Source organism: Phytopseudomonas argentinensis (genome assembly GCF_900113905.1).
Lineage (GTDB): Bacteria > Pseudomonadota > Gammaproteobacteria > Pseudomonadales > Pseudomonadaceae > Aquipseudomonas > Aquipseudomonas argentinensis.
On the sequence record NZ_FORC01000001.1, the window covers coordinates 1,714,871 to 1,737,657 of the forward strand.

Annotated in this window: 19 protein-coding genes; 5 read left to right on the plus strand and 14 right to left on the minus strand. The window is 63.3% G+C overall.

What is annotated here, in order from left to right:
• Positions 1 to 46: 46 nt before the first annotated feature.
• The 4 genes from pilP to BM154_RS07820 are packed head-to-tail and all read right to left on the minus strand — an operon-like array spanning position 47 to position 2,818.
• Positions 47 to 565, minus strand: coding sequence for a type 4a pilus biogenesis lipoprotein PilP (gene pilP / locus BM154_RS07805; RefSeq protein ID WP_074881993.1), 519 nt, complete (start codon positions 563 to 565; stop codon positions 47 to 49).
• Positions 562 to 1,185, minus strand: coding sequence for a type 4a pilus biogenesis protein PilO (pilO, locus tag BM154_RS07810; protein ID WP_074881995.1), 624 nt, complete (start codon positions 1,183 to 1,185; stop codon positions 562 to 564). Before pilO ends, pilP begins: the two co-directional genes overlap by 4 nt.
• Positions 1,182 to 1,754, minus strand: a complete 573-nt coding sequence (locus BM154_RS07815) for a PilN domain-containing protein (protein WP_074881998.1) — start codon at positions 1,752 to 1,754, stop codon at positions 1,182 to 1,184. Before BM154_RS07815 ends, pilO begins: the two co-directional genes overlap by 4 nt.
• Positions 1,754 to 2,818, minus strand: coding sequence for a pilus assembly protein PilM (locus BM154_RS07820; protein ID WP_074882001.1), 1,065 nt, complete (start codon positions 2,816 to 2,818; stop codon positions 1,754 to 1,756). The genes BM154_RS07815 and BM154_RS07820 overlap by 1 nt, the downstream gene beginning before the upstream one ends.
• Positions 2,819 to 3,191: 373 nt before the next feature.
• On the opposite strand from BM154_RS07820, the gene BM154_RS07825 reads away from it, so the two are divergent.
• Positions 3,192 to 5,438, plus strand: a complete 2,247-nt coding sequence (locus tag BM154_RS07825; RefSeq protein WP_425272830.1) for a penicillin-binding protein 1A — start codon at positions 3,192 to 3,194, stop codon at positions 5,436 to 5,438.
• Positions 5,439 to 5,663: 225 nt separating this feature from the next.
• On the opposite strand, the gene BM154_RS07830 is transcribed toward BM154_RS07825, so the two are convergent.
• The 4 genes from BM154_RS07830 to rpmE all read right to left on the minus strand — a co-directional run bounded on the left by BM154_RS07830 (position 5,664) and on the right by rpmE (position 9,500).
• Positions 5,664 to 6,932, minus strand: a complete 1,269-nt coding sequence (locus BM154_RS07830; protein WP_074882005.1) for a malic enzyme-like NAD(P)-binding protein — start codon at positions 6,930 to 6,932, stop codon at positions 5,664 to 5,666.
• Between the two features lie 102 nt (positions 6,933 to 7,034).
• Positions 7,035 to 8,468 carry a M48 family metalloprotease gene (locus BM154_RS07835; protein WP_074882007.1) on the minus strand — a complete coding sequence of 478 codons (1,434 nt, stop codon included), beginning with the start codon at positions 8,466 to 8,468 and terminating at the stop codon, positions 7,035 to 7,037.
• Positions 8,465 to 9,262, minus strand: coding sequence for a thermonuclease family protein (locus BM154_RS07840; protein WP_074882009.1), 798 nt, complete (start codon positions 9,260 to 9,262; stop codon positions 8,465 to 8,467). The genes BM154_RS07835 and BM154_RS07840 overlap by 4 nt, the downstream gene beginning before the upstream one ends.
• A 25-nt stretch (positions 9,263 to 9,287) precedes the next feature.
• Positions 9,288 to 9,500, minus strand: a complete 213-nt coding sequence (gene rpmE / locus BM154_RS07845) for a 50S ribosomal protein L31 (RefSeq protein WP_070885964.1) — start codon at positions 9,498 to 9,500, stop codon at positions 9,288 to 9,290.
• Between the two features lie 165 nt (positions 9,501 to 9,665).
• On the opposite strand from rpmE, the gene BM154_RS07850 reads away from it, so the two are divergent.
• The 3 genes from BM154_RS07850 (at position 9,666) to BM154_RS07860 (ending at position 14,472) form a co-directional block, all read left to right on the plus strand.
• Positions 9,666 to 11,885 (plus strand): primosomal protein N', encoded by a 2,220-nt coding sequence (locus tag BM154_RS07850; RefSeq protein ID WP_074882012.1) that lies wholly within the window; start codon positions 9,666 to 9,668, stop codon positions 11,883 to 11,885.
• A gap of 145 nt (positions 11,886 to 12,030) precedes the next feature.
• On the plus strand, positions 12,031 to 13,770 hold the full coding sequence (gene argS / locus BM154_RS07855) for an arginine--tRNA ligase (protein WP_074882015.1): 1,740 nt from the start codon (positions 12,031 to 12,033) through the stop codon (positions 13,768 to 13,770).
• A complete protein-coding gene (locus tag BM154_RS07860) occupies positions 13,771 to 14,472 on the plus strand; it encodes an SPOR domain-containing protein (RefSeq protein ID WP_074882018.1) in 702 nt (233 codons plus the stop codon). It abuts the gene before it with no gap.
• Positions 14,473 to 14,621: 149 nt separating this feature from the next.
• On the opposite strand, the gene BM154_RS07865 is transcribed toward BM154_RS07860, so the two are convergent.
• A complete protein-coding gene (locus BM154_RS07865; RefSeq protein WP_074882020.1) occupies positions 14,622 to 16,940 on the minus strand; it encodes a YgiQ family radical SAM protein in 2,319 nt (772 codons plus the stop codon).
• Between the two features lie 232 nt (positions 16,941 to 17,172).
• Between BM154_RS07865 and BM154_RS07870 the strand changes: the two genes are divergently transcribed.
• Positions 17,173 to 18,990 carry a diguanylate cyclase gene (locus BM154_RS07870; protein WP_074882444.1) on the plus strand — a complete coding sequence of 606 codons (1,818 nt, stop codon included), beginning with the start codon at positions 17,173 to 17,175 and terminating at the stop codon, positions 18,988 to 18,990.
• A gap of 4 nt (positions 18,991 to 18,994) precedes the next feature.
• Here BM154_RS07870 and dnaB read toward each other — a convergent pair whose 3' ends face one another.
• The 5 genes from dnaB to rpsF form a co-directional block, all read right to left on the minus strand.
• Positions 18,995 to 20,389: a replicative DNA helicase gene (gene dnaB, locus BM154_RS07875; protein WP_074882023.1), complete on the minus strand. Its 1,395-nt coding sequence runs from the start codon at positions 20,387 to 20,389 to the stop codon at positions 18,995 to 18,997.
• 121 nt (positions 20,390 to 20,510) lie between these two features.
• Positions 20,511 to 20,957, minus strand: a complete 447-nt coding sequence (rplI, locus tag BM154_RS07880) for a 50S ribosomal protein L9 (RefSeq protein WP_073266321.1) — start codon at positions 20,955 to 20,957, stop codon at positions 20,511 to 20,513.
• 21 nt (positions 20,958 to 20,978) lie between these two features.
• Entirely contained in the window at positions 20,979 to 21,872 is an 894-nt protein-coding gene (locus tag BM154_RS07885; protein WP_074882026.1) for a YybS family protein, read from the minus strand.
• A 36-nt stretch (positions 21,873 to 21,908) separates the two neighbouring features.
• Entirely contained in the window at positions 21,909 to 22,139 is a 231-nt protein-coding gene (gene rpsR / locus BM154_RS07890; RefSeq protein WP_003246847.1) for a 30S ribosomal protein S18, read from the minus strand.
• A 28-nt stretch (positions 22,140 to 22,167) separates the two neighbouring features.
• Positions 22,168 to 22,590: a 30S ribosomal protein S6 gene (gene rpsF, locus BM154_RS07895; RefSeq protein WP_074882028.1), complete on the minus strand. Its 423-nt coding sequence runs from the start codon at positions 22,588 to 22,590 to the stop codon at positions 22,168 to 22,170.
• Positions 22,591 to 22,787 lie beyond the last annotated feature (197 nt).

A 22,787-nucleotide genomic window follows, 5' to 3' on the forward strand; every position in this document is an offset into this window, starting at 1 on the left:
TCCGTTTGGCAGACCGGTTATTTCTATTCATGGTTCACCTCGCTCCTCAGGAGCGTTCCTTCAGAGTGAGGGTACGAGGACGCTCGAGCCAGCCGCCGTCACCATCCGGGACGATCTCGACCACATCGATCTTGGCGCTGTCGATGGCGACGATGCGACCTTCATTGCGTCCCAGGTAATCCCCGACCTTGACGCGATGGACTCCGCCCGCACCGCTCACCAGAGCGAACGAACCATTGTCATTGGCCAGCGTGCCGACCATCTCGAACAGCTCGATATTGAACCCTTCGAGGAACTGCTTCACGCGCGTTTCGTCGGGTTTGATTTCCTTGCTGCCTTTCGCCCGAGCGACCATATCGATCTTCACCGGCGGCTGGAATGGGCTGCGCAACGCGGCAGCACTGTAGGTGAAGCTTTCGTAGGGTTCAGGTTGCGGCAAGGGCTCGATCTGGCCTCTTGGCCGTGCCCGTACCTCATCCATATAAGCTTGCAGATCACTGAAGTCGCCGCTGCCGCAACCGCTCAGGGTCGTCAGTACAAGACTGGTCAAGAGGACACGTTTCATTGATGTGCCCCCTTGTCGTTATAGCGATAGGTCTTGGCCAGCACGCTCATGCGCAACTTGGAGGTGCTGCCCTGCTCTGCCGGCACAAGTTCGAAATCATGCAGCGTGACGATCCGCGGCTGGCTGGCGACGCCGCTGACGAATGTCGCCAGGTCATGATAACCACCCACCACCTTGATCTGGATAGGCAGCTCGATATAGAACGGCTGGGTGACTTCCGGCAGCAATTTGATCTCCTCGAACTCCAGGCCGCTGTCCAGGCCGATACGGGTGATATCTTCGAGCAGACCTGGCACTTCCGTATCGCTAGGCAGTTGCTTGAGCAGGGCCCCGAACGATGTCTCCGCCTCTTTCATCTGCTCGCGGTAGGCTTCGAGGTTGGCTGCCTGGAACGCCTTGGTAGAGAACTGTTCCTTAAGCGTTTCCTCATCCAGACGCTGTTGATCCAGGCTGGCCTGCAGATCCTTGAGGTGAAAGTTGTAGCCAAGCGCCAGCACCAGAACCACGGCGATAATGCCCGCGATCACCTTGGCCGCAGCCGGCCAGGATCCGATGTTGTTGAGGTCCAGATCGTTGATATCGATCTTGCGTATGCTCGCCAGGGAATCATTGAGGCTCATGGCTTGACCTCCGTTTCTTCCTTGACGGGCTTGGATTGCTGCACGGTCAGCTGGAAGGTGTTGGCCTGATCCACTGCACCAGCGGTAACCGCCTTGACCTCGGTCAGGTTGGGCGCAGTCAGCCAGTCGGAGGCATCCATATCACGCATCAGTTTAGAAACTCGGCTATTCGACTCGGCCGCGCCAACGATGGCGATGGTCTTGTCGGTCATTTTTACCCCGGTGAAATACACACCATCAGGCAGCGTCCTGACCAACTGGTCGAACACGTGGCCGATGATCGGGCGGTTGCCCTGCAAGTCCTGAATGATCTTCATCCGCTCCAGCAGTTGCTGGCGGCGGGTGCGCAGCTCGCTGATCTCCGCGATACGGGTATCGAGCACGGCAATTTCCTTGCGCACGAAGTCGTTACGGGCCTGCTGATTCTCGATCTCACCATTGAGGTATTGATCGCCCAGGAAGATCAGCGCCACCGCAGCGACCAGGAGGCCACCCAGAGACACCAGAAAGCGCTGCTTGCGCTCTTCACGCAGCTGTTCGCGCCAGGGAAGGAGGTTAATCCGCGCCATCAGTCGAAACTCCTCATCGCCAGGCCGCAGGCAATCATCAGCGCCGGTGCATCACTGGCCAGCGCCCCCGCATTGACCTTGCCGCTCAGGGCCATGTCCGCGAAAGGGTTGGCGACCAGGGTCTGGGTACCGATCTTCTGCTGAATCAGGCGATCGAGATCCGGGATGGAGGCGGTACCACCGGCCAGCAGGATGTAATCGACATCGTTGTACTGGCCGGCGGCGAAAAAGAACTGCAGTGAGCGCGACACCTGCTGCACCAGCGCGTCCTTGAAGGGCTGCAGCACTTCGCTTTCGTAATCGTCGGGCAGGCCGCCCTGCTTCTTGGCAAGCCCGGCCTCATCGACGGATAGGCCATAGCGACGCTGGATTTCCTCGGTCAGCTGGCGCCCGCCGAACAGCTGCTCGCGGGTATAGATGGTACGGCCATTGTGCAGGACGCTGAGCGTGGTCATGGTCGCGCCGATATCGACGACCGCCACGGTCAGTTCGTCATGGGAACCGCCGAGCTGCTCGGCGAGCAGGTCGTAGGCACGCTCAAGGGCATAGGCTTCGACATCCACGACCTTGGCGGTCAGGCCTGCTAACGCCAGGGCGGCCTCGCGAACCTCGACGTTCTCCTTGCGGCAGGCGGCCAGCAGCACTTCGACACGCTCGGGATTGCGCGGCGAGATACCCTGGACTTCGAAGTCGATCGCCACCTCCTCCAATGGGTAGGGAATGTACTGATCGGCTTCGAGCTTGAGCTGATTCTCCAGCTCGTCGTCCGACAGGCCCGCTTCCATTTCCACGGTCTTGGTGATCACCGCGGAGCCGGCAACGGCCACGGACACCGAACGCACGCCGGTCTTGGCCTTGGCCAGAACGCGCGACAACGCCTGCCCGACACCCTCGAGTTCGGCGATGTTCTTTTCGACCACAGCGTTGGCGGGGAGAGGCTCGACAGCGTAAGCCTCTACCTTGTAGCGGCTACCTGAGCGACTCAATTCGAGGAGCTTGACGGAGGTCGAACTTATATCGATCCCCAAAAGCGTATTCGCTTTTTTACTGAAGAGCCCTAGCACGACCGATTTCCTATTCACATCCATAACTTACGGATGATTTATGTTTTTCCACATTAAATAGCAGACTTGACAGAAGCGCAAATGGCTCCCAGGCAAAAAAAACGCTTATAATGTGATCAGCTTTTGCCTTTTCATTTTGCCTTCCGCTTAACTCATTCTTTTATCTGGAAATCCAAAAATCTTGATGCGTTTGCTGAAGTTTTTCTGCTGGTCCGTCATCGCTGTTTTTTGTGCGCTGGTCCTCAGCGTCAGCGGCGCCTTCCTCTACCTGAGCCCGACCCTACCCTCCGTCGATGCCTTGCGCAGTATAGAGCTGCAGATACCGCTGCGGGTCTACAGCAGCGACGGCAAGCTGATCGCCGAATTCGGCGAGATGCGTCGCTCGCCCATCGCGTTCGCTGACATCCCGGCTGATTTCACCAGCGCGCTGTTGGCCGCCGAAGACGATAACTTCGCAAACCATTATGGCGTTGATCTTACGAGCCTGATGCGCGCTGCCACGCAATTATTGAAAACAGGTCAGATTCAGTCCGGCGGCAGCACCATCACCATGCAGGTGGCGAAGAATTTCTTCCTCACCAGCGAACGCAGCTTTTCGCGGAAGATCACCGAAATCCTGCTCGCCTTGCAGATCGAGCGTGAGCTGAGCAAGAACGAGATCCTCGAGCTGTACGTCAACAAGATTTACCTGGGCCACCGTGCCTACGGCATCGAAGCCGCCGCCCAAGTCTATTACGGCAAATCCATCCGAGACTTGAGCCTTTCCCAGCTTGCGACGATAGCCGGTCTTCCCAAGGCACCTTCGGCATTCAACCCGCTGACCAATCCAACACGCGCCAAGGAGCGTCGCGACTGGATTCTTGGCCGTATGCATCGCCTGGGGCGCATCGATCAGGCGCGTTACGAAGCCGCCCTCGCCGAGCCGGTGGATGCCAGCTATCACGTGGCAACACCTGAAGTGTCAGCGCCCTACGTAGCCGAAATGGCGCGCGCCGAAATGGTTGGCCGCTACGGCAGCGACGCTTATACCCAGGGCTTCAATGTCACCACCACGGTGCCCAGCGACCTGCAGGTCATGGCCAACAAGGCCCTGCGCGACGGCCTGATCGACTACGACCAGCGTCATGGCTATCGCGGCCCGGAAAGCCGCCTGCCCGGCATGACCCGGGAAACCTGGCAAGCCGAGTTGAGCAAGCAGGGCTTGCGTGGCGGACTGGAGCCGGCCATCGTCACCCAGGTCGAGAAGAGCGGCATTCTGGTGCTGACCCGCCGTGGCAACGAAGAAGCCGTGTCGTGGGACAGCATGAAATGGGCCCGCCCCTTCCTCAACACCAACAGCCTGGGGCCGCGCCCGCAGCAGCCGGCGGACGTGGTGCAGGTCGGCGACCTGATTCGCGTACAGCGCCAGGACGACGACAGCCTACGCTTCGTGCAACTGCCCAGCGCACAAAGTGCTCTGGTCTCGCTCGACCCGCAGAACGGCGCGATCCGTGCACTGGTTGGCGGCTTCTCCTTCGAACAGAGCAACTACAATCGTGCGGTGCAGGCCAAGCGCCAGCCTGGCTCAAGCTTCAAGCCATTCATTTACAGCGCTGCACTGGATAACGGCTATACCGCCTCCAGCCTGGTCAACGACGCACCGATCGTCTTCGTCGACGATTACATGGATCAGGTCTGGCGGCCAAAGAATGACAACAACACCTTCCTCGGCCCCATCCGCTTGCGCGAGGCGCTGTACAAGTCACGCAACCTGGTGTCGATCCGCCTGCTGCAGGCCATGGGCATCGAGAACACCCTGAGCTATATCGAGCGCTTCGGCTTCAACCGTCAGGATCTACCGCGCAACCTGTCCCTGGCCCTGGGCACCGCCAACCTGACGCCCATGGAAATCGCCACCGGCTGGACGGCGTTCGCCAACGGCGGCCACAAGGTGCAGCCGTACCTGATCCAGCGTATCGACAACCGCCATGGTGATCCGCTGTTTATCGCCAACCCGCCGACCGTGCCCAATGCCGCCAAGCCCGAAGTGCCGCCGCCGGTCAACGAAGAAGGGGTGATGAGCACCGCCGAGGCAGCGCCCGAGCAACTGCCGGACGCCCCCGAGCCGGCAACCGCCGAGCGCATCCTCGACGAGCGCACCGCCTACATCATGACCAGCATGCTGCAGGACGTGATCAAGCGCGGCACCGGCCGCCGCGCCATGGCCCTGGGCCGCACCGACCTGGCCGGCAAGACCGGCACCACCAACGAGTCCAAGGACAGCTGGTTCTCCGGCTACAACGCCGACTACGTGACCACCGTGTGGGCCGGCTTCGACCAGCCGGAAAGCCTGGGCCGCAACGAATACGGTGGCACCGTGGCCCTGCCGATCTGGATGAGCTACATGGGCGCCGCCCTCAAGGACAAGCCCAGCCACGCCCCGGCCGAGCCGGACGGCATCCTCACCCTGCGCGTCGACCCGCACAGCGGCCGCGCCGCCGCGCCGGGTACACCGGATGCGTATTTCGAGCTGTTCAAGAGCGAGGACTCGCCGCCACCGATGAACGAGCTCGACCCGGGCATGGGTGCGCCGAACAGCCCGCTGCCCGCCGATGAAAGCGCGCCGATCGATCTGTTCTAAGGTCTCGAGAGAGAGCGAGCCTGCTGCGTACCAGCAGGCTTGAACGATTGGCGAGCCGCCGTCGGATCAACGGGCAGCCCTGAAACCTCGGGCTCGCCTGCCTCTCTCCGTCTTCGCGAGTCGCCGCACTGCCGTCGCCTCAGGCGCAACGCCTGAGCGCATCACCTGTAACTCCAGCCATAAAAAAACCCGCCGAAGCGGGTTTTTTTATATCAGCTGAACGACTCAGCCCTTGAACACGTCATCGACCGACTGCAGCGGGTAGTGCTGCGGATACGGCAGGGTCGCCACACCGCTTTCGATGGCGGCCTTGGCCACCGCGTCGCAGACCACGTTGATCAGACGCACGTCCATCGGCTTGGGAATGATGTACTCACGGCCGAACTCCAGCTTGATACCGCCGTAGGCGTCGCACACTTCCTGGGGAACCGGCAGCTTGGCCAGCTCGCGCAGGGCGTTGGCAGCGGCGATCTTCATCTCTTCGTTGATGCGGGTGGCACGAACGTCCAGCGCGCCGCGGAAGATGAACGGGAAGCCCAGTACGTTGTTGACCTGGTTCGGGTAGTCGGAACGACCGGTGGCCATGATCACGTCGTTACGGGTAGCGTGGGCCAGCTCCGGCTTGATTTCCGGATCCGGGTTCGAGCAGGCGAACACGATCGGGTTCGGCGCCATCAGCTTGAGGCCTTCGGCGCTCAGCAGATCCGGGCCGGACAGGCCGACGAATACGTCAGCGCCGGTCAGGGCGTCGTCCAGGGTACGCTTGGTGGTTTCGGTGGCGAACACTGCCTTGTACTGGTTCAGGTCGTCACGGCCAGCGTGGATCACGCCTTTGCGGTCGATCATGAAGATGTTCTCGACCTTGGCACCCATGCTCACCAGCAGCTTCATGCAGGAGATGGCGGCTGCGCCAGCGCCGAGGCAGACGATCTTGGCTTCGGGCAGGGTCTTGCCGGCGATTTCCAGGGCGTTGAGCATACCGGCGGCGGTGACGATCGCGGTGCCGTGCTGGTCATCATGGAACACCGGGATGTCGCACTGTTCGATCAGTGCGCGCTCGATCTCGAAGCACTCGGGCGCCTTGATGTCTTCCAGGTTGATGCCGCCGAAGGTGATGGAGATGCGCTTGACGGTGTCGATGAAGGCCTGCGGGCTTTCGGCATCGACTTCGATGTCGAACACATCGACACCGGCAAAACGCTTGAACAGCACGCCCTTGCCTTCCATGACCGGCTTGGAGGCCAGTGGGCCGAGGTCGCCCAGGCCAAGGATTGCGGTGCCGTCGGAAATGACTGCTACCAGGTTGCCTTTACCGGTGTAACGGTAGGCGAGCTCCGGATCGCGAGCGATCTCGCGCACTGGCTCGGCGACACCCGGGCTGTAGGCCAGCGACAGGTCACGGGCAGTGGCGGTGGGTTTGGTGAGCTCGACGCTCAACTTACCCGGACGGGGCTTCTCATGGTATTCGAGAGCGGCAGTTTTCAGATCAGACATAGTGGCATTTCCGCTTTTTTGGGCTATGGACTGGCAGGCGGCCGAGGATACGCAAAGTTCAGGGGCCTGCACAAGACTATGCAGTCAGCCTGCAAACGTGCCTCAGCGAACCGTCTTGAACCATTCACCCGGGCGAGACTCGCCCTGTGGATAAAGATTGTTGAGCAGCCGCAAGGTCGCCTCGGCGTCACCGGGCAGGCCGCTGCCAACCGCCAGGGCCTTGACGGTTTGCCCTGGCGCAACGCGCAGCACTTGCAACCTCAGCGGCTCGGCCAGCTTGCGCTCGGCTGGCTGCAAAGGCCGAAAGCTGCTGATCGCCGCGAGCATCTGGGCATCTTCCGTCGCGCTTGCGGCGCGCCCCTTGGCCGCACCGATGAACAGGTAGGCCTTGTCACCCTTGAGGATCACCGCCACCCGACGCGGCACGCTGCCCTCGACCAGGCCGGTATAACCCTGCAGCCCGGCCTGCTGCAGCGGCTCGCCAGCACGCAGGCGTCTGCCGCCGATACGCTGACTCAGCAGGGTCGCGGCATCCAGCCGGCGCGGATTGTCTTCCAGCATCATGGCGACGAGCACCCGCTTGTCTGGCGACTGGCCGACCAGTTGCTGTGGCTCGTTGATGATGCTCCAGCCCTTGGCGAACGCCAGGGTGAAATCCAGATCACCATGATAGAAGCGCTCGCCGCGACGAATACCGCTCTCGGCCGAATCACCGAATGGCAAGCCCTGCAGGCGTTTCAGAAAGGCCTCACGATTGACCTCCTGCTGCCCGGCGACCAGCGCGCGGGCCGGGCCGATCACCTGCTGCAGGCGGCGATCGTTGTCCGGGTGGGTGTCGAACAGGCCGTGGTAGCTGCCCACCGGCTGCTGCTCGCCGCGTGCGGCGGCCTGGTCGCGGGCGAAATCCTCCTGCAGTTTGAGTACCTTGACCACTTCGATCATCGCCTGCGGGTCATAACCACCGCGAGCCAGGTATTGGGCGCCGAGGCCGTCGGCCTCCAGCTCCATGTCGCGGCCGTAGCCGCGCACCACGGCATTGCCCAGCACCCCGGTCACGTCCGCGGCGGCGCCAACGCCGGTACCCATGGCCACCGCCTGGCCGAGAAGGCCCCAGGCGGTCGACTGGCTTTGCTGACGCACGCCATGGCGGGCAGTCACATGGCCGACCTCGTGGCCGAGCACGGCTGCCAGCTCGGCCTCCGAGCCCAGGTAGGCCATCAGCCCGCGATGGATATAGATGTAGCCGCCCGGCAGGGCGAAGGCATTGATGTCCGGGCTGTCGATCACGGTGAAGTGATAATCCAGCTGGCCACGGTGACTGTGCCGCGCCACGCGCTCGCCAACCTGCTGGACGTAGGCCTGCAGGGCCTCATCGGGATAGCGCGGGTACTGCTTGAGGATCTGCTGATGGGCGTCACGGCCGAGGGACAGTTCCTGAGCCTCGCTCATCATCACGAAGTCGGTACGTCCGGTCGCCGGATTCACCGCACAGCCCGCCAGGGTCACCAGCGCCATTATCAGCAAGCACAACCTCATTGCAGCACCTCCAGCATGGCGCCATGGGTCAGGGGCAACATCCAGCGCGCCTGGCCAACCTTGAGGCCGCCACCGCGTGAGCGATCGATCATCCAACCGCGGGCTTCGACCCGCTTGCCTTGCAGATCCCGCAATAGCGATGCATCGAAGCTATCCAGCACAGGCGGCGCGATGCGCAGCACCACCGAATGGCCCAGCTCGATCCATACACCGCCACGATTGCGCTCGACGCGCTGTACCTGCCCTTCGAGCAATACGAAACCACCCGTGCGCACCGCGCGAGCCGGCACCGGCCGCAGCTGCGCCCAGAGGCCGGCCCGAGCGCTGCGCGCCTGGCGCTCGGCTTCACGATGGCAAGCCACCAGCGCCACATTGGGCGTGATCGCTACCATCTGGCCAAAACCTTCGGTGAGCAGTTGCGCTTCCAGGTTGCGACCCTGCCCGTCGTACAGATGGGCCAGGGTGCGGCCGTAACGATCCTGCCCCTGCTCGCCGGTTTTCACCCGGACACGGCCATCATTGGCGGCTACCAATTCGACGAGACGCTTGCGTGCTGCCTCGGCAAATGGCTCGGCAGGTCGGCCCTTGCGTGCCAACTCAGGGGCGTTGAGGCCGATCAGGCGAACATTGCGGCCATCGGCCAGGCGCAGGGTATCGCCATCCACCACACGCTGCACCTTGGCCTGTGGCAATTTGCCGGGCGCCGGGCACAGCGCGTGGGCAGGCAGGCAAAAGACAGAAACGAAAAAGGCGCCCACCAGGGACGCCTTTTTCAATGATGCGAAAACAGCCATGTGGGCATCTTCGCTGCTCGGTCGCTTACTTGGCGCCGAACACACCGAAACGCTGCTTGAAGCGATCGATACGGCCGCCGGTGTCCAGCACCTTCTGCTTGCCGGTGTAGAACGGGTGGCACTCGGAGCAGACGTCCAGGCTCAGGGGCTTGCCCAGAGTGGAGCGGGTCTTGATAACGTTGCCGCAGCTGCAGGTGGCGTCGATGGCGACGTATTCCGGATGGATATCGGCTTTCATGATTCTTCCTCAGGTTTTGTGCCGCCACCCGACACTATTGTCAGGTACCGCACTTAGGTTGGCCGCGGATCATACCAGAGCCGGCCGTTGATGCAACTAACCCGCTGCTACCGGCCGTCGCGCATGGGCTGTTACTATCGCGCCTCGCCTGCCTGGAGCCTCTGCGTGCCCGACGTCATCCTGCGACTCGCCCTGCCCTCGCCACTGCGCCGGCTGTTCGACTACCTCGCCCCGCCCGGCGTGTCGGCTCGTGACCTGCAGCCCGGCGCACGGCTGCGCGTCCCGTTCGGGCGGCGCGAGATGATCGGCGTGCTGATCGAGGTCAGCGACCACAGCGAGGTGCCGGCCGGCAAGCTCAAGCCGGCGCTGCAACTGCTTGATCTGCAAGCGCCGGTGCCGCCGGCGCTGATGCGCCTGTGCCAGTGGACCGCACAGTATTACCAGCACAGCCTGGGCGACACTCTGAGCTGGGCGCTACCGGTGCTGTTGCGCCAGGGCGAGCCGGCCGAAGCGCGCCAGGAGCGTTTCTGGCTGATCGCCAAGGACGCCCACCTGGACGACCCGCGCCTGGCCCGCGCGCCCCGCCAGCGTGAAGCATTGAAGACTATCGCCCAGCATCCCCATGGCGTCTCCCATCAGTTACTGAGCCAACTGCAGATCAACCGCGACAGCCTGCAACTGCTGCAGGACAAGGGCCTGGTGCGTGTCGAGGTGCGCCGCCTGAGCAGCCCGGAGCGCCACGCCAACTGGCTGGCCCAGCCGGAACTGCCGCTCAACGCCGAGCAGCGCGCCGCGGCAGAGGCGGTGCGCGCCGGCTTTGACGACTTCAACGCCTTCCTGCTGGCCGGCGTGACCGGCAGCGGCAAGACCGAGGTGTACCTGCAGCTGATCCGCGAAACGCTCGAGGCCGGCAAACAGGCCCTGGTACTGATTCCCGAGATCAACCTCGGCCCACAGACCCTGGCGCGCTTCGAACGCCGCTTCAACGCGCGCATCGCCCTGCTGCACTCGGCGGTCAACGACCGCGAGCGCCTGGACGCCTGGCTGGCGGCACGCGATGGCGAGGCCGACATCATCATCGGCACCCGCTCGGCGCTGTTCACGCCGATGAAGCGCCCCGGGCTGATCATCATCGACGAAGAACACGACGCCTCCTATAAGCAGCAGGAAGGCCTGCGCTACCACGCCCGCGACCTGGCCGTGGTGCGCGCCCATCAGGAAAACGTGCCGATCGTGCTGGGCTCCGCCACGCCCTCGCTGGAAAGTCTGCACAACGCCCACAGCGGCCGCTACGCGATGCTGCGCATGAACCAGCGCGCCGGCGGTGCCCAGCCGCCGCGCTTCCTGCGCCTGGATATCAAGAGCCGGCCGCTGGATGCCGGCATGTCGCCGCCGCTGCAGCAGGCCATTACCCAGACCCTGGCCGCCGGCCAGCAGGTGCTGGTGTTTCTCAACCGCCGCGGCTTCGCGCCAACGCTGCTGTGCCACGAATGCGGCTGGCTGTCCGAGTGCCCGCGCTGCGATGCGCGCATGACCGTTCACCAGCGCAGCCGTGAGCTGCGCTGCCACCATTGCGGTCACGCCGAGCGCCAGCCGAGCAACTGCCCGAGCTGCAACAACGTCGACCTGCGCCCGGTCGGCGCTGGCACCGAGCGAGCCGAAGAACGCCTGGAAATTCTCTTTCCCGACGTGCCGGTGCTGCGTGTCGACCGCGACAGCACCTCGCGCAAGGAGGCGATGAATACGCTGTTCAACACCGTGCAGCGCGGCGAGCCGTGCATCTTGGTCGGCACCCAGATGCTCGCTAAAGGTCACCACTTCCCGCGTGTCACCCTGGTGGCGATCCTCGATGCCGACGGCGGCCTGTTCTCCGCCGACTTCCGCGCCAGCGAACGCATGGCCCAGCTGATCGTCCAGGTCGCCGGCCGCGCAGGGCGCGCCGAGGAGCCGGGCAAGGTGATCATCCAGAGCCACCTGGCCGACCACCCATTGCTGGTGCAGCTTACCGAGCAGGGCTACTTCGCCTTTGCCGACCAGGCCTTGAGCGAACGCCGCGCGGCCGGCCTGCCGCCGTTCTGCCACCTGGCCCTGCTGCGCGCCGAGGCGCACAAACCCGGCCAGGCCGAAGGCTTCCTCGACGAAGCCTGCAGCGAAGCCGAGCTGCTGCTGAACGAACTGGCACTGAGCGGCATCGAACTGCTGGGCCCGGTGCCTGCGCCCATGGAGCGGCGTGCCGGGCGCTACCGTGCGCAGTTGCTGCTGCAGGGCAACGCCCGGGCGCCACTGCACAAGCTGCTGGCGCACTGGCTGCTGGTACTGGAAAGCCTGCCCAGCGGCCGTGCGGTGCGCTGGTCGCTGGATGTAGACCCGATCGACCTGTTCTGAGCACGCCTCGCTCGCATCCGGCGACAACTAGGCCGCGCTTTATCCAAGCCGCCGGTGGCTTGCCGCCGGCCGCTGCTTTTATAATGCGCAGTTTTCCACCTACGCTTTCGAGCGGCGCCGCACCTCGCGGCCGAACGAGCAGACCATGAAAGACAGTATTCGCCACCTGATCCAGCAAGCCCTGACCCGCCTGACCGCCGAAGGCGTGCTGCCCGACGGCCTGAGCCCGACGATTCAGGTGGAGAACACCCGGGACAAGACCCACGGTGACTTCGCCAGCAACATCGCCATGATGCTGGCCAAGCCGGCCGGCATGAAACCGCGCGACCTGGCCCAGAAGCTCATCGACGCGCTGCCTGCCGATGCGCAAATCAGCAAGGTCGAAATCGCCGGCCCGGGCTTCCTGAATTTCTTCCAGAACAGCGACGCCCTGGCTGAGCGTTTGGAAGCGGCCCTGGCCGATGAACACCTGGGCGTGCGCAAGAGCGGCCCGGCGCAGCGCGTGGTCGTCGACCTGTCGTCGCCAAACCTGGCCAAGGAAATGCACGTCGGCCACCTGCGCTCGACGATCATTGGCGACGCCGTGGCGCGGGTGCTGGAATTTCTCGGCGACGAGGTGATCCGCCAGAACCACGTGGGCGACTGGGGTACCCAGTTCGGCATGCTGCTGGCCTTCATGGAAGAGAACCCGGCGGCGGCGGAAAGCGAGCTGGCCGACCTGGAAGGCTTCTACCGCGCCGCCAAGAAACGCTTCGACGAGTCGCCGGAGTTCGCCGAGCGCGCCCGTGCCCTGGTCGTCGAACTGCAGGCCGGCGAGCCTGAGTGCATGCGCCTTTGGAACCGCTTCAACGCCATCTCCCTGAGCCACTGCCAGAAGGCCTACGACCGCTTGGGCGTCAAGCTCACCCCGGCCGACGTCAAGGGCGAAAGTGCCTACAACGCCGACCTGGCCAATGTGGTTGCCGACCTACGCAGCAAAGGCCTGCTCACCGAGGACAACGGCGCCCAGTGCGTATTCCTCGACGAATACAAGAACGCCGAGGGCAACCCGCTGCCGGTGATCGTGCAGAAGGCCGGCGGCGGCTACCTGTACTCGACCACCGACCTGGCGGCCATGCGCTACCGCAGCCAGGTGCTCAAGGCCGACCGCGCGCTGTACTTCGTCGACCAGCGCCAGGCCCTGCACTTCCAGATGGCTTTCGAAGTCGCCCGCCGTGCCGGTTTCGTGCATGCGGGCATGGACCTGGAGCACATGGGCTTCGGCACCATGAACGGCGCCGACGGTCGCCCCTTCAAGACTCGCGACGGCGGCACCGTGAAACTGATCGACCTGCTCGACGAAGCCGAGTCGCGCGCCTACGAGCTGGTCAAGGCCAAGAACCCCGAGCTGGATGACGCCGAGCTGCGCCAAATCGCCCGCGCCGTGGGCATCGGCGCGGTTAAGTACGCCGACCTGTCCAAGCACCGCACCAGCGACTACAGCTTCAACTTCGAACTGATGCTGAGTTTCGAAGGCAACACCGCGCCCTACCTGCTGTACGCCTACACCCGTACCGCGAGCATCTTCCGCAAGCTGGGCAAGGGCATCGAGGACATCGGCGGGCATATCGAACTTCACGCCCCTCAGGAAATCGAACTGGCCGGCAAGCTGGCGCAGTTCGGTGAAGTGCTGGGCAGCGTCGCCGACAAGGGCACGCCGCACCTGCTGTGCGCCTACCTCTACGACGTCGCCGGGCTGTTCTCCAGCTTCTACGAGCATTGCCCGGTACTCAGCGCCGAAGACGAAGGCACGCGCCAGAGCCGCCTGCGTCTTGCCGCACTGACCCGCCGTACCCTCAAGCAAGGCCTGCAACTGCTGGGCCTGGAAACCCTGGAGCGCATGTAAGTGGCAGCCCGCAAGAAGCCAGCACCCAAGCGCGGCGCCAGCCGCTACAAGGCCCCGAGCAAACGCCCGGTACCGGGCTGGATCTGGCTCGCCTGCGGCCTGGCCGTGGGCGTGTTCGTCACCCTGCTGCTCAACCTCAAGCCGGGCGACGAGGCGGTCAAGCGCGACAAGCCGCAACCCGAGCGCGCCAGCAGCACGCCCAAGGCAACGCCGTCGGCAACCAGCCAGGAGCCGGGCAAGCCCAAGTACGACTTCTACACCCTGCTGCCGGAATCGGAAGTCATAGTGCCGCCGGATGCCGTGCCGCCGCCCACTACGCCGGCCCCCGAGCAGAAGCCGGTGACGCCCGAGGAAGCCGCCAAGATCGACGCCGCCCGTGCGCAGGCCGCGCTGAACGGCGAAACCCCGCCGCCCGCACCGCCAGTGACCGCGCCAGCGCCGGCCGTACAGCCACCGCTGACCACGCAATTCTTCCTGCAGGCTGGCTCGTTCCGTCGCAAGGATGACGCCGAAAGCGTTCGCGCGCAGATCACCCTGCTCGGCCAGAACGTACGCGTGGAATCCGGCACGGTGCGCGACGAGACCTGGCACCGCGTCTTGGTCGGCCCGTTCGCCAACCGCGACCAGCTCGCGCAATCGCAAAAAGCCCTGGCCGCCAACGGTTTCAGCAACCTGCTGCTGCAACAGCGCCAGAGCCGCTGACCGCTGCCCTGGCTCGACAGGAAAAGGCTTGCCGCGCCACGCGGCCCATCACAGCCGAGCCCTTGGCAACCTATCGCCGGTGAGACGCCGGCCCTGCCGGGCCACGGTCCGAGCGCTCGACTGTAGCCGGCGCTCGACAGTAGCTGCCTCTAGCGCGGCACCGCCGGTTTCTTGACCGGCTTCCTGCCCTTGCCTTTGGCTGCCCCTGCGCGCTCGCGAGCGGCCTGCTGGTTGCGCGCTTCAGCGGCAGCCTTGGCCTGCTCACGCTTGTCCCAGGGCTTGCTGCCGTCACTGCCCCGCGGCGGCAGGCCGGTGTGCTGGGTGAGGATGCGACCGCCAGCGGGCTTGCCACCCCCATTGCCAGCGACCTTCTTGCTGCCGGCCGGCGTGGAGTTCTTGCGGCGGGCACTCTGGTACTCGTCGGTCTTCGGCTGATAGGCCGGAATCAGTTGCTGCTTGCCGTCACCGATCAGGTCGCCACGGCCCATGCGCAGCAGGGCTTCACGCAGCATCGGCCAGCCCTTGGGATCGTGATAGCGCAGGAACGCCTTGTGCAGGCGGCGCTGCTCTTCGCTCTTGACGATGGTCACCCCGTCGCTCTTGTAGGTGACCTTGCGCAGCGGGTTCTTGCCCGAGTGGTACATGGCCGTGGCGGTGGCCATCGGCGAGGGGTAGAACGCCTGCACCTGGTCGGCGCGAAAGCCGTTGCCCTTGAGCCACAGGGCCAGGTTCATCATGTCTTCATCGGTGGTGCCCGGGTGGGCGGCGATGAAGTACGGAATCAGGTACTGCTCCTTGCCCGCTTCCTTGGAGTACTTCTCGAACATGCGCTTGAACTTGTCATAGCTGCCAATGCCCGGCTTCATCATCTGGTTGAGCGGCCCTTCCTCGGTGTGCTCCGGGGCGATCTTCAGGTAGCCACCGACGTGGTGGGTGACCAGTTCCTTGACGTACTCCGGCGACTCGACCGCCAGGTCGTAACGCAGGCCGGAGGCGATGAGGATCTTCTTTACCCCCGGCAATGCACGGGCGCTGCGATACAGCTGGATCAACGAGGAGTGATCGGTGTTCAGGTTCGGGCAGATGCCGGGGAACACGCAGGACGGCTTGCGGCACGCGGACTCGATTTCCGGGCTCTTGCAGGCGATGCGGTACATGTTCGCGGTGGGCCCGCCGAGATCGGAAATCACCCCGGTGAAGCCCGGCACCTTGTCACGGATCTCTTCGATCTCGCGGATGATCGACTCTTCCGAGCGGTTCTGGATGATGCGGCCTTCATGCTCGGTAATCGAGCAGAAGGTGCAGCCGCCAAAGCAGCCGCGCATGATGTTCACCGAGAAGCGGATCATCTCGTAGGCCGGGATCTTCTCCTTGCCATACGCCGGGTGCGGGATGCGCTGATAGGGCATGCCGAACACGTAGTCCATCTCTTCGGTGGTCATCGGGATGGGTGGCGGGTTGAACCACACATCGATCTCGCCGTGCTTCTGCACCAGCGCGCGGGCGTTGCCCGGGTTGGTTTCCAGGTGCAGCACGCGGTTGGCGTGGGCGTAGAGCACCGGGTCGTTGCGCACCTTTTCCATCGACGGCAGGCGGATCACCGTCTTGTCACGGGTCATCTTCGGGCTGGCGAGAATCTGCACGACCTTGGCTTCGTTGGGGTCTTCAACGTTGCCTTTCTCCTGCTCGATGGCGCAGGCCTGGGTGTCCTGGGTATTCACGTACGGGTTGATGATCTTGTCGATCTTGCCCGGCCGGTCGATGCGCGTGGAGTCGACCTCGTACCAGTCCTTGGGCGTGTCGCGGCGAATGAAGGCGGTGCCGCGCACGTCGGTGATGTCTTCGATCTTCTGGCCATAAGACAGGCGCTGGGCGACCTCGACGATGGCCCGCTCGGCGTTGCCATAGAGCAGGATGTCGGCGCTGGCGTCGATCAGGATCGAGTTGCGCACGCGGTCCTGCCAGTAGTCGTAGTGGGCGATGCGGCGCAACGAGGCCTCGATGCCGCCTAGCACGATCGGTACGTGCTTGTAGGCTTCCTTGCAGCGCTGGCTGTACACCAGGCTGGCCCGATCCGGGCGCTTGCCGGCCAGGCCGCCCGGCGTGTAGGCGTCGTCGGAGCGGATCTTCTTGTCCGCGGTGTAGCGGTTGATCATCGAATCCATGTTGCCGGCCGCCACGCCAAAGAACAGGTTCGGCTCGCCGAGCTTCATGAAGTCGTCTTTGGACTGCCAGTTCGGCTGGGCGATGATGCCCACACGAAAACCCTGGGACTCCAGCAGCCGGCCGATGATCGCCATGCCAAACGAGGGATGGTCTACATAGGCATCACCGGTGACGATGATGATGTCGCAGGAATCCCAGCCGAGCTGATCCATCTCCTCCCTGCTCATCGGCAGGAACGGCGCCGGGCCGAAACACTCGGCCCAGTATTTTGGATAGTCGAACAGCGGCTTGGCGGCTTGCATGGCGGTAACCGTTTTTGATCAGGAATTTCACGGGGCGCGGAATATAGCACAAATTTTAACCAAACCCGACTGCCATGCCAGGTTATACCGGGCATCCGATAACAGGCCCCCGGCTTCGGCTGCCACCCGCTAAAAAACCTCGGTTCGGTGTACTCTAGGGCTTACAAAGAGACCAGCCCGCCGTCAGGAGCTTTGCGTGCCGCGCCTAGCCACATTCGTGTCGCAGCTTCTGATGCTGGCGACCTTGAGCCTCTCGGCCCACGCCGACACCATCAGCCTGACCTCGCGCAGCAGTGGCCAGAGCCTCAATGAACACCTGGAGTTGCTCGAGGATCCGGGCGCCCGGCTAGGCATCGAAGACATGGCCGACCCGGCGGTGCAGCAGCGCTTTACACCCGCTGACGGCAAGGCCAGCGTGGGGCAGAGCGCCAACCCCTGGTGGATAAAGGTAATCCTACGCAAGGAACACGCTGCGCCGAGCCTATGGTGGCTGGAAATCGCTTCGGTCACCCTGCTCGACCTGCAGCTGTACCTACCCGATGGCAAGGGCGGCTGGCAGAAACGCCAGTCTGGCGAGGTGGTCAGTTTCGCCGAAGGCCGTGACCATCCCCATCGACGGATGCTGCTGCGCCTGCCTGAGCTCGGCGAGCAACCACTTACCTTCTACCTGCGCAGCTATGACCCGGCCGGCAACTCCTTTCCGCTGAAGGTATGGCAGCTGGCTGACCTGAAAACCCAGGTGGCGACCGAAAACCTATGGCTTGGCCTGATCTACGGGGTGATCACCGCACTGCTGCTGTACAACCTGTTTCTGTTCCTGGCGCTGCGCGACAGCGCCTACTTCTGGTATGTGGTCACCACCACTGGCGCACTGCTGATGATTCTCGGCATGACCGGTCACGGCTTCCAGTACCTGTGGCCCGACTCGGCGGTGCCCTTCTGGCTGGACCGTATCAGCGTGCCGGCGCTGTGGGGATTCGGCGCCTGCCGCTTCACGCAGAAGCTGCTGCAAACGCGCCGTTACACGCCATGGGCCCACCACCTGCTAACCCTGAGCTGCGCGTTCTATCTGCTGGCGGTACTCGCCGATGCGTTCGGCCTGCGCGCCGTTGGTGCCTGGATCTTCGTGCTGCTGGCTATCACCACAATTCCCACCGCATTGTGGGCTTCCCTGAAGCGCTGGCGCCAAGGCTATTTTCCGGCATGCCTGTACTTCTGTGGATACGGCATGATCCTGGCAAGCGTCAACCTGCTGCTGCTGCGCGCCACGGGCGTCATTCAGCCGGCATCCTGGAACAGCTATGTGTTTCCGGTCGCCGTGGCGCTGGAATCGATCCTGTTCTCGTTCGCCCTCGCCTACCGCATCCAGCTGCTGAAGAACCAGCGAGCCGAAGCGCTGCAGCGCGCCGACGAGGAAAAAGGCGCCCGCCTGGCCCAGGTGCAAGCCAGTGCCGATGAACTGCAGCTGGCCGTGGATCGACGAACCGCCGAGTTGAAACATGCCAACCTGCAGCTCTTCCAGCAGAAACAGGAACTGCGCCATGCCGCCTTTCATGACGCCCTGACCGACCTGCCCAACCGCCGCCACCTGGTGGAACAGTGCGAAAGCGCCTTGCGCGGCGCGCGGCAAGGCGATGAAAACCTGGCACTGCTGCTGATCGACCTGGATCACTTCAAGCCGATCAATGACCAGCATGGCCACGACGCCGGTGACCTGCTGCTGCAGCACATCGGCAAGCGGCTGCGCGAGCACGTACGCGGCAGCGATACCGTGGCACGCCTCGGTGGGGATGAATTCGCGGTACTGATTGGCGGGGCCGATGCCCGGCACTACGCCGGGGATGTCGCCGAGCGCCTGCTCGCCGAGCTGGCCCGGCCGGTGGACTACGCCGGCCACGCCCTGAACGTCAGCATCAGCATTGGCGCGGCATTCTACCCCCAGCACGCCGAGCAGTTCGCCGGCCTCTACAAGGCCGCCGACCAGGCGCTCTATCAGGCCAAGGCAGCCGGCCGCTCGGGCTACGCGGTGTTCCAGCCCGCGGCAGGCTGAGGCGTCACTCGTCGTCGAACTGGTAGCTGCCGGGTGCCAGGTTCTCGAAGCGCGAGTACTTGCCGAGGAAGGCCAGGCGAGCAGTACCCAGGGGGCCGTTACGCTGCTTGCCGATGATGATCTCGGCGACGCCCTTGTACTCGGTTTCCGGGTGGTAGACCTCGTCGCGGTAGACGAACAGGATGATGTCGGCGTCCTGCTCAATCGCGCCGGATTCACGCAGGTCGGAGTTGATGGGGCGCTTGTTGGGCCGCTGCTCCAGGCCGCGGTTGAGCTGGGAGAGGGCGATCACCGGGCAGTTGAATTCCTTGGCCAGCGCCTTGAGCGAGCGCGAGATTTCGGAAATCTCGTTGACCCGGCTGTCGCCACTGGAACCGGGGATCTGCATCAGCTGCAGGTAGTCGACCATGATCAGGCCGATCTCGCCGTGCTCACGAGCCAGGCGCCGGGTGCGCGCACGCATCTCCGACGGTGAAATGCCGGCGGTATCATCGATGAACAGCTTGCGGTCATTGAGCAGGTTGACCGCCGAGGTCAGTCGCGGCCAGTCGTCATCATCCAGGCGGCCAGCCCGCACCTTGGTCTGATCAATGCGGCCGAGGGAGGCCAGCATACGAATCACGATGGATTCCGAAGGCATCTCCAGGGAATACACCAGGATCGACTTGTCGCTGCGCATCAGCGCGTTTTCCACCAGGTTCATGGCAAAGGTGGTCTTACCCATCGACGGACGACCGGCCACGATGATCATGTCGGCCGGCTGCAGGCCACTGGTCAGGTTGTCCAGATCGGTAAAGCCGGTGGACAGACCGGTGATCGCATCGCCGTTGTTGAACAGCTCGTCGATGCGGTCAATGGCCCTGACCAGGATATCGTTGATGCCTACCGGGCCGCCGGTCTTCGGCCGCGCCTCGGCGATCTGGAAGATCAGCCGCTCGGCTTCGTCGAGAATTTCCTCACCGGTCCGGCCTTCCGGCGCATAGGCGCTATCGGCGATCTCGTTGCTGATGCCGATCAGTTTGCGCAGGGTGGCGCGCTCGCGAATGATCCCGGCATAGGCCTTGATGTTGGCCACCGACGGCGTGTTCTTGGCGAGTTCGCCCAGGTACGCCAGGCCGCCGACCTGGGACAGTTGGCCTTCCTTGTCCAGCTGTTCGGACAGGGTGACCACGTCGAACGGCTGGTTGCGCTCGGCGAGCTTGAAGATTGCGCGGAACACCAGGCGATGGTCATGGCGATAGAAGTCGCCGTCGGACACCTGGTCGAGCACGCGCTCCCAGGCGTTGTTGTCGAGCATCAGGCCACCGAGTACCGCTTGCTCGGCCTCGATCGAGTGCGGCGGCACCTTCAGGGCAGAGGTTTGCAGGTCGTACTGTTCGGGAATGCTGATGTCGTTCATGGGCGCCTGGAAAGAATGCTTGCGGTGAAAAACAAAAGGCACGGCATCGCTTTCGCAATGCCGTGCCCGATGTTAGCGGGAAGGCACCTGAGTGCAAGCCCGCTAAGCAGTTCGCTGAGAGTTAGGCAGCGACTACGACAACCTTGACGGTTGCTTCGACATCGCTGTGCAGGTGCACGGCTACGTCGTATTCGCCAACCTGGCGAATGGTACCGTTCGGCAGACGAACTTCAGCCTTGGCCACTTCAACGCCGGAGGCGGTCAGGGCGTCAGCGATGTCGTGAGTACCGATGGAACCGAACAGCTTGCCTTCATCGCCCGCGGTAGCGGTGATGGTGACTTCCAGCTCGGCCAGCTGAGCAGCGCGGGATTCAGCCGAAGCTTTCTTCTCGGCAGCAGCTTTTTCCAGGTCGGCGCGACGTGCTTCGAAAGCAGCGACGTTAGCTTCGGTGGCAGCGGTGGCCTTGCCTTGCGGCAGCAGGAAGTTACGGCCGTAACCGGCTTTAACGTTCACTTTATCGCCCAGGTTGCCCAGGTTGGCGATTTTTTCCAGCAGGATGACTTCCATTTGGGTGTTACCTCTTAACTTTTAACCTTCACCGTTGGCGGGGCCCGAATCGGGCTTGTCCGTCAAACGACCACGAAAATCAAACAGACTGTCGACGATGGCTAACACCACCAGCAAGGGAAAGGTCAGCTGCATGAACAGCAGCAGCGTGATGTACATACCGACCAGCCAGAACTTCGACAGTCGGCCCTTGGCCACCAGCCCATGCAACAGGGCGATGCCCGCGAACGCCAGCGGAACACTGCACAACGGTGTAAGCATGGCCATCTCGACACCCAGATTGGGCCCGAGCAGCATGCCGACCAGCAGTAACATCGCCAGCATCGGCGGAAATCTCAGCTCACGAAACTCGGAGCCGAAACCTCCCGGGTTGTACAACGCCGCTTGCCAGAACCGCCCAAGCATCAGGCTAAGCAAGCTGACCACCTGCAGCAACGCTGCCAGCAATCCGGTCAGCACCGGTGCAATGAGACTCCGAAGACGCGCCTGATCATCCACCGACATCTGTTGGTGAACGCCATCGAACATCTGCGGCAGGAGCTTGCTCAGCTCCTGCGCCATGGCTTCGATGGGCTCATGGAACGTCGCCCTCAATACCAGCCCATACACCAGGCCCAATGCGATGCTGAACAACAGCACCCGCCGCCAGGACGGGTTGGCGCGCAATACACACGCCAACCCCAGCGCCCCCAGCAACACCAGCAAGGTGCGCGGTTCGCCGAAATACCACCAGCCAATGGCCGGCAGTAAAGCCCAGGCGAGGATGCCGGTCGCATCACTCAGGCCACGCCGCAGAAGCACCAGGCTTCCCGCGGCAGCACTCAACCAGAACAGCAGCGGCAATGCTGCAGAACCGACCACCACGAGGGTGGCCTGCATACGGCCGCGCATGATGAATTCTGCCAAGGCGCGCATGCGATATATCCCTTACTACTTGTCGAACGTCAGATCTTAACGGCCGTGGCTGTCGGTGTAGGGCAGCAGGGCCAGAAAGCGGGCGCGCTTGATAGCGGTAGCCAGCTGACGCTGATAACGAGCCTTAGTACCGGTGATACGGCTAGGAACGATTTTGCCGGTTTCCGAGATGTAGGCTTTCAGGGTGTTGAGATCTTTGAAATCGATCTCTTTCACGTCTTCAGCGGTGAAACGGCAGAATTTACGACGACGGAAGAAACGTGCCATGGAGTTGGCTCCTCAATAGATCCGGTGATTACTCGTCAGCGTTGTCGCTGTCGTTGTTGTCGCTGTCATCGCCGTCGTTGGACTCGGCGTTTTCAGGACGTTCACGACGCTCACGGCGCTCACTGCGGTTTTCTTCGGCCTTGAGCATCTCGGATTGGCCGGTAACGGCTTCTTCGCGACGGATGACCAGGTTACGGATCACGGCATCGTTGTAGCGGAAGTTGTCTTCCAGCTCGGCCAGGGCCTTGCCGCTGCACTCAACGTTCAGCATCACGTAGTGAGCCTTGTGAACGTTGTTGATGGCATAGGCCAGTTGACGACGGCCCCAATCTTCCAGACGGTGGACTTTGCCGCCGTCTTCTTCGATCAGCTTGGTGTAACGCTCGACCATGCCGCCGACTTGCTCGCTCTGGTCCGGGTGAACCAGAAAGATGATTTCGTAATGACGCATGAATGCTCCTTACGGGTTGTAGCCTGCCGCGAAATGCGGTCAGGCAAGGAGTGAATGACACTGTTGACTTGCTGCAACGGAGAGGCGCGCAAACGCCTGCCATGACGGCAAGGGGCGACATTCTAGAGAAGCCCCCTGGCGCACGCAAGGCGATTTGGCGATTTTTTGAACAGCTGATCGCCGGCATGGTGCCGGCG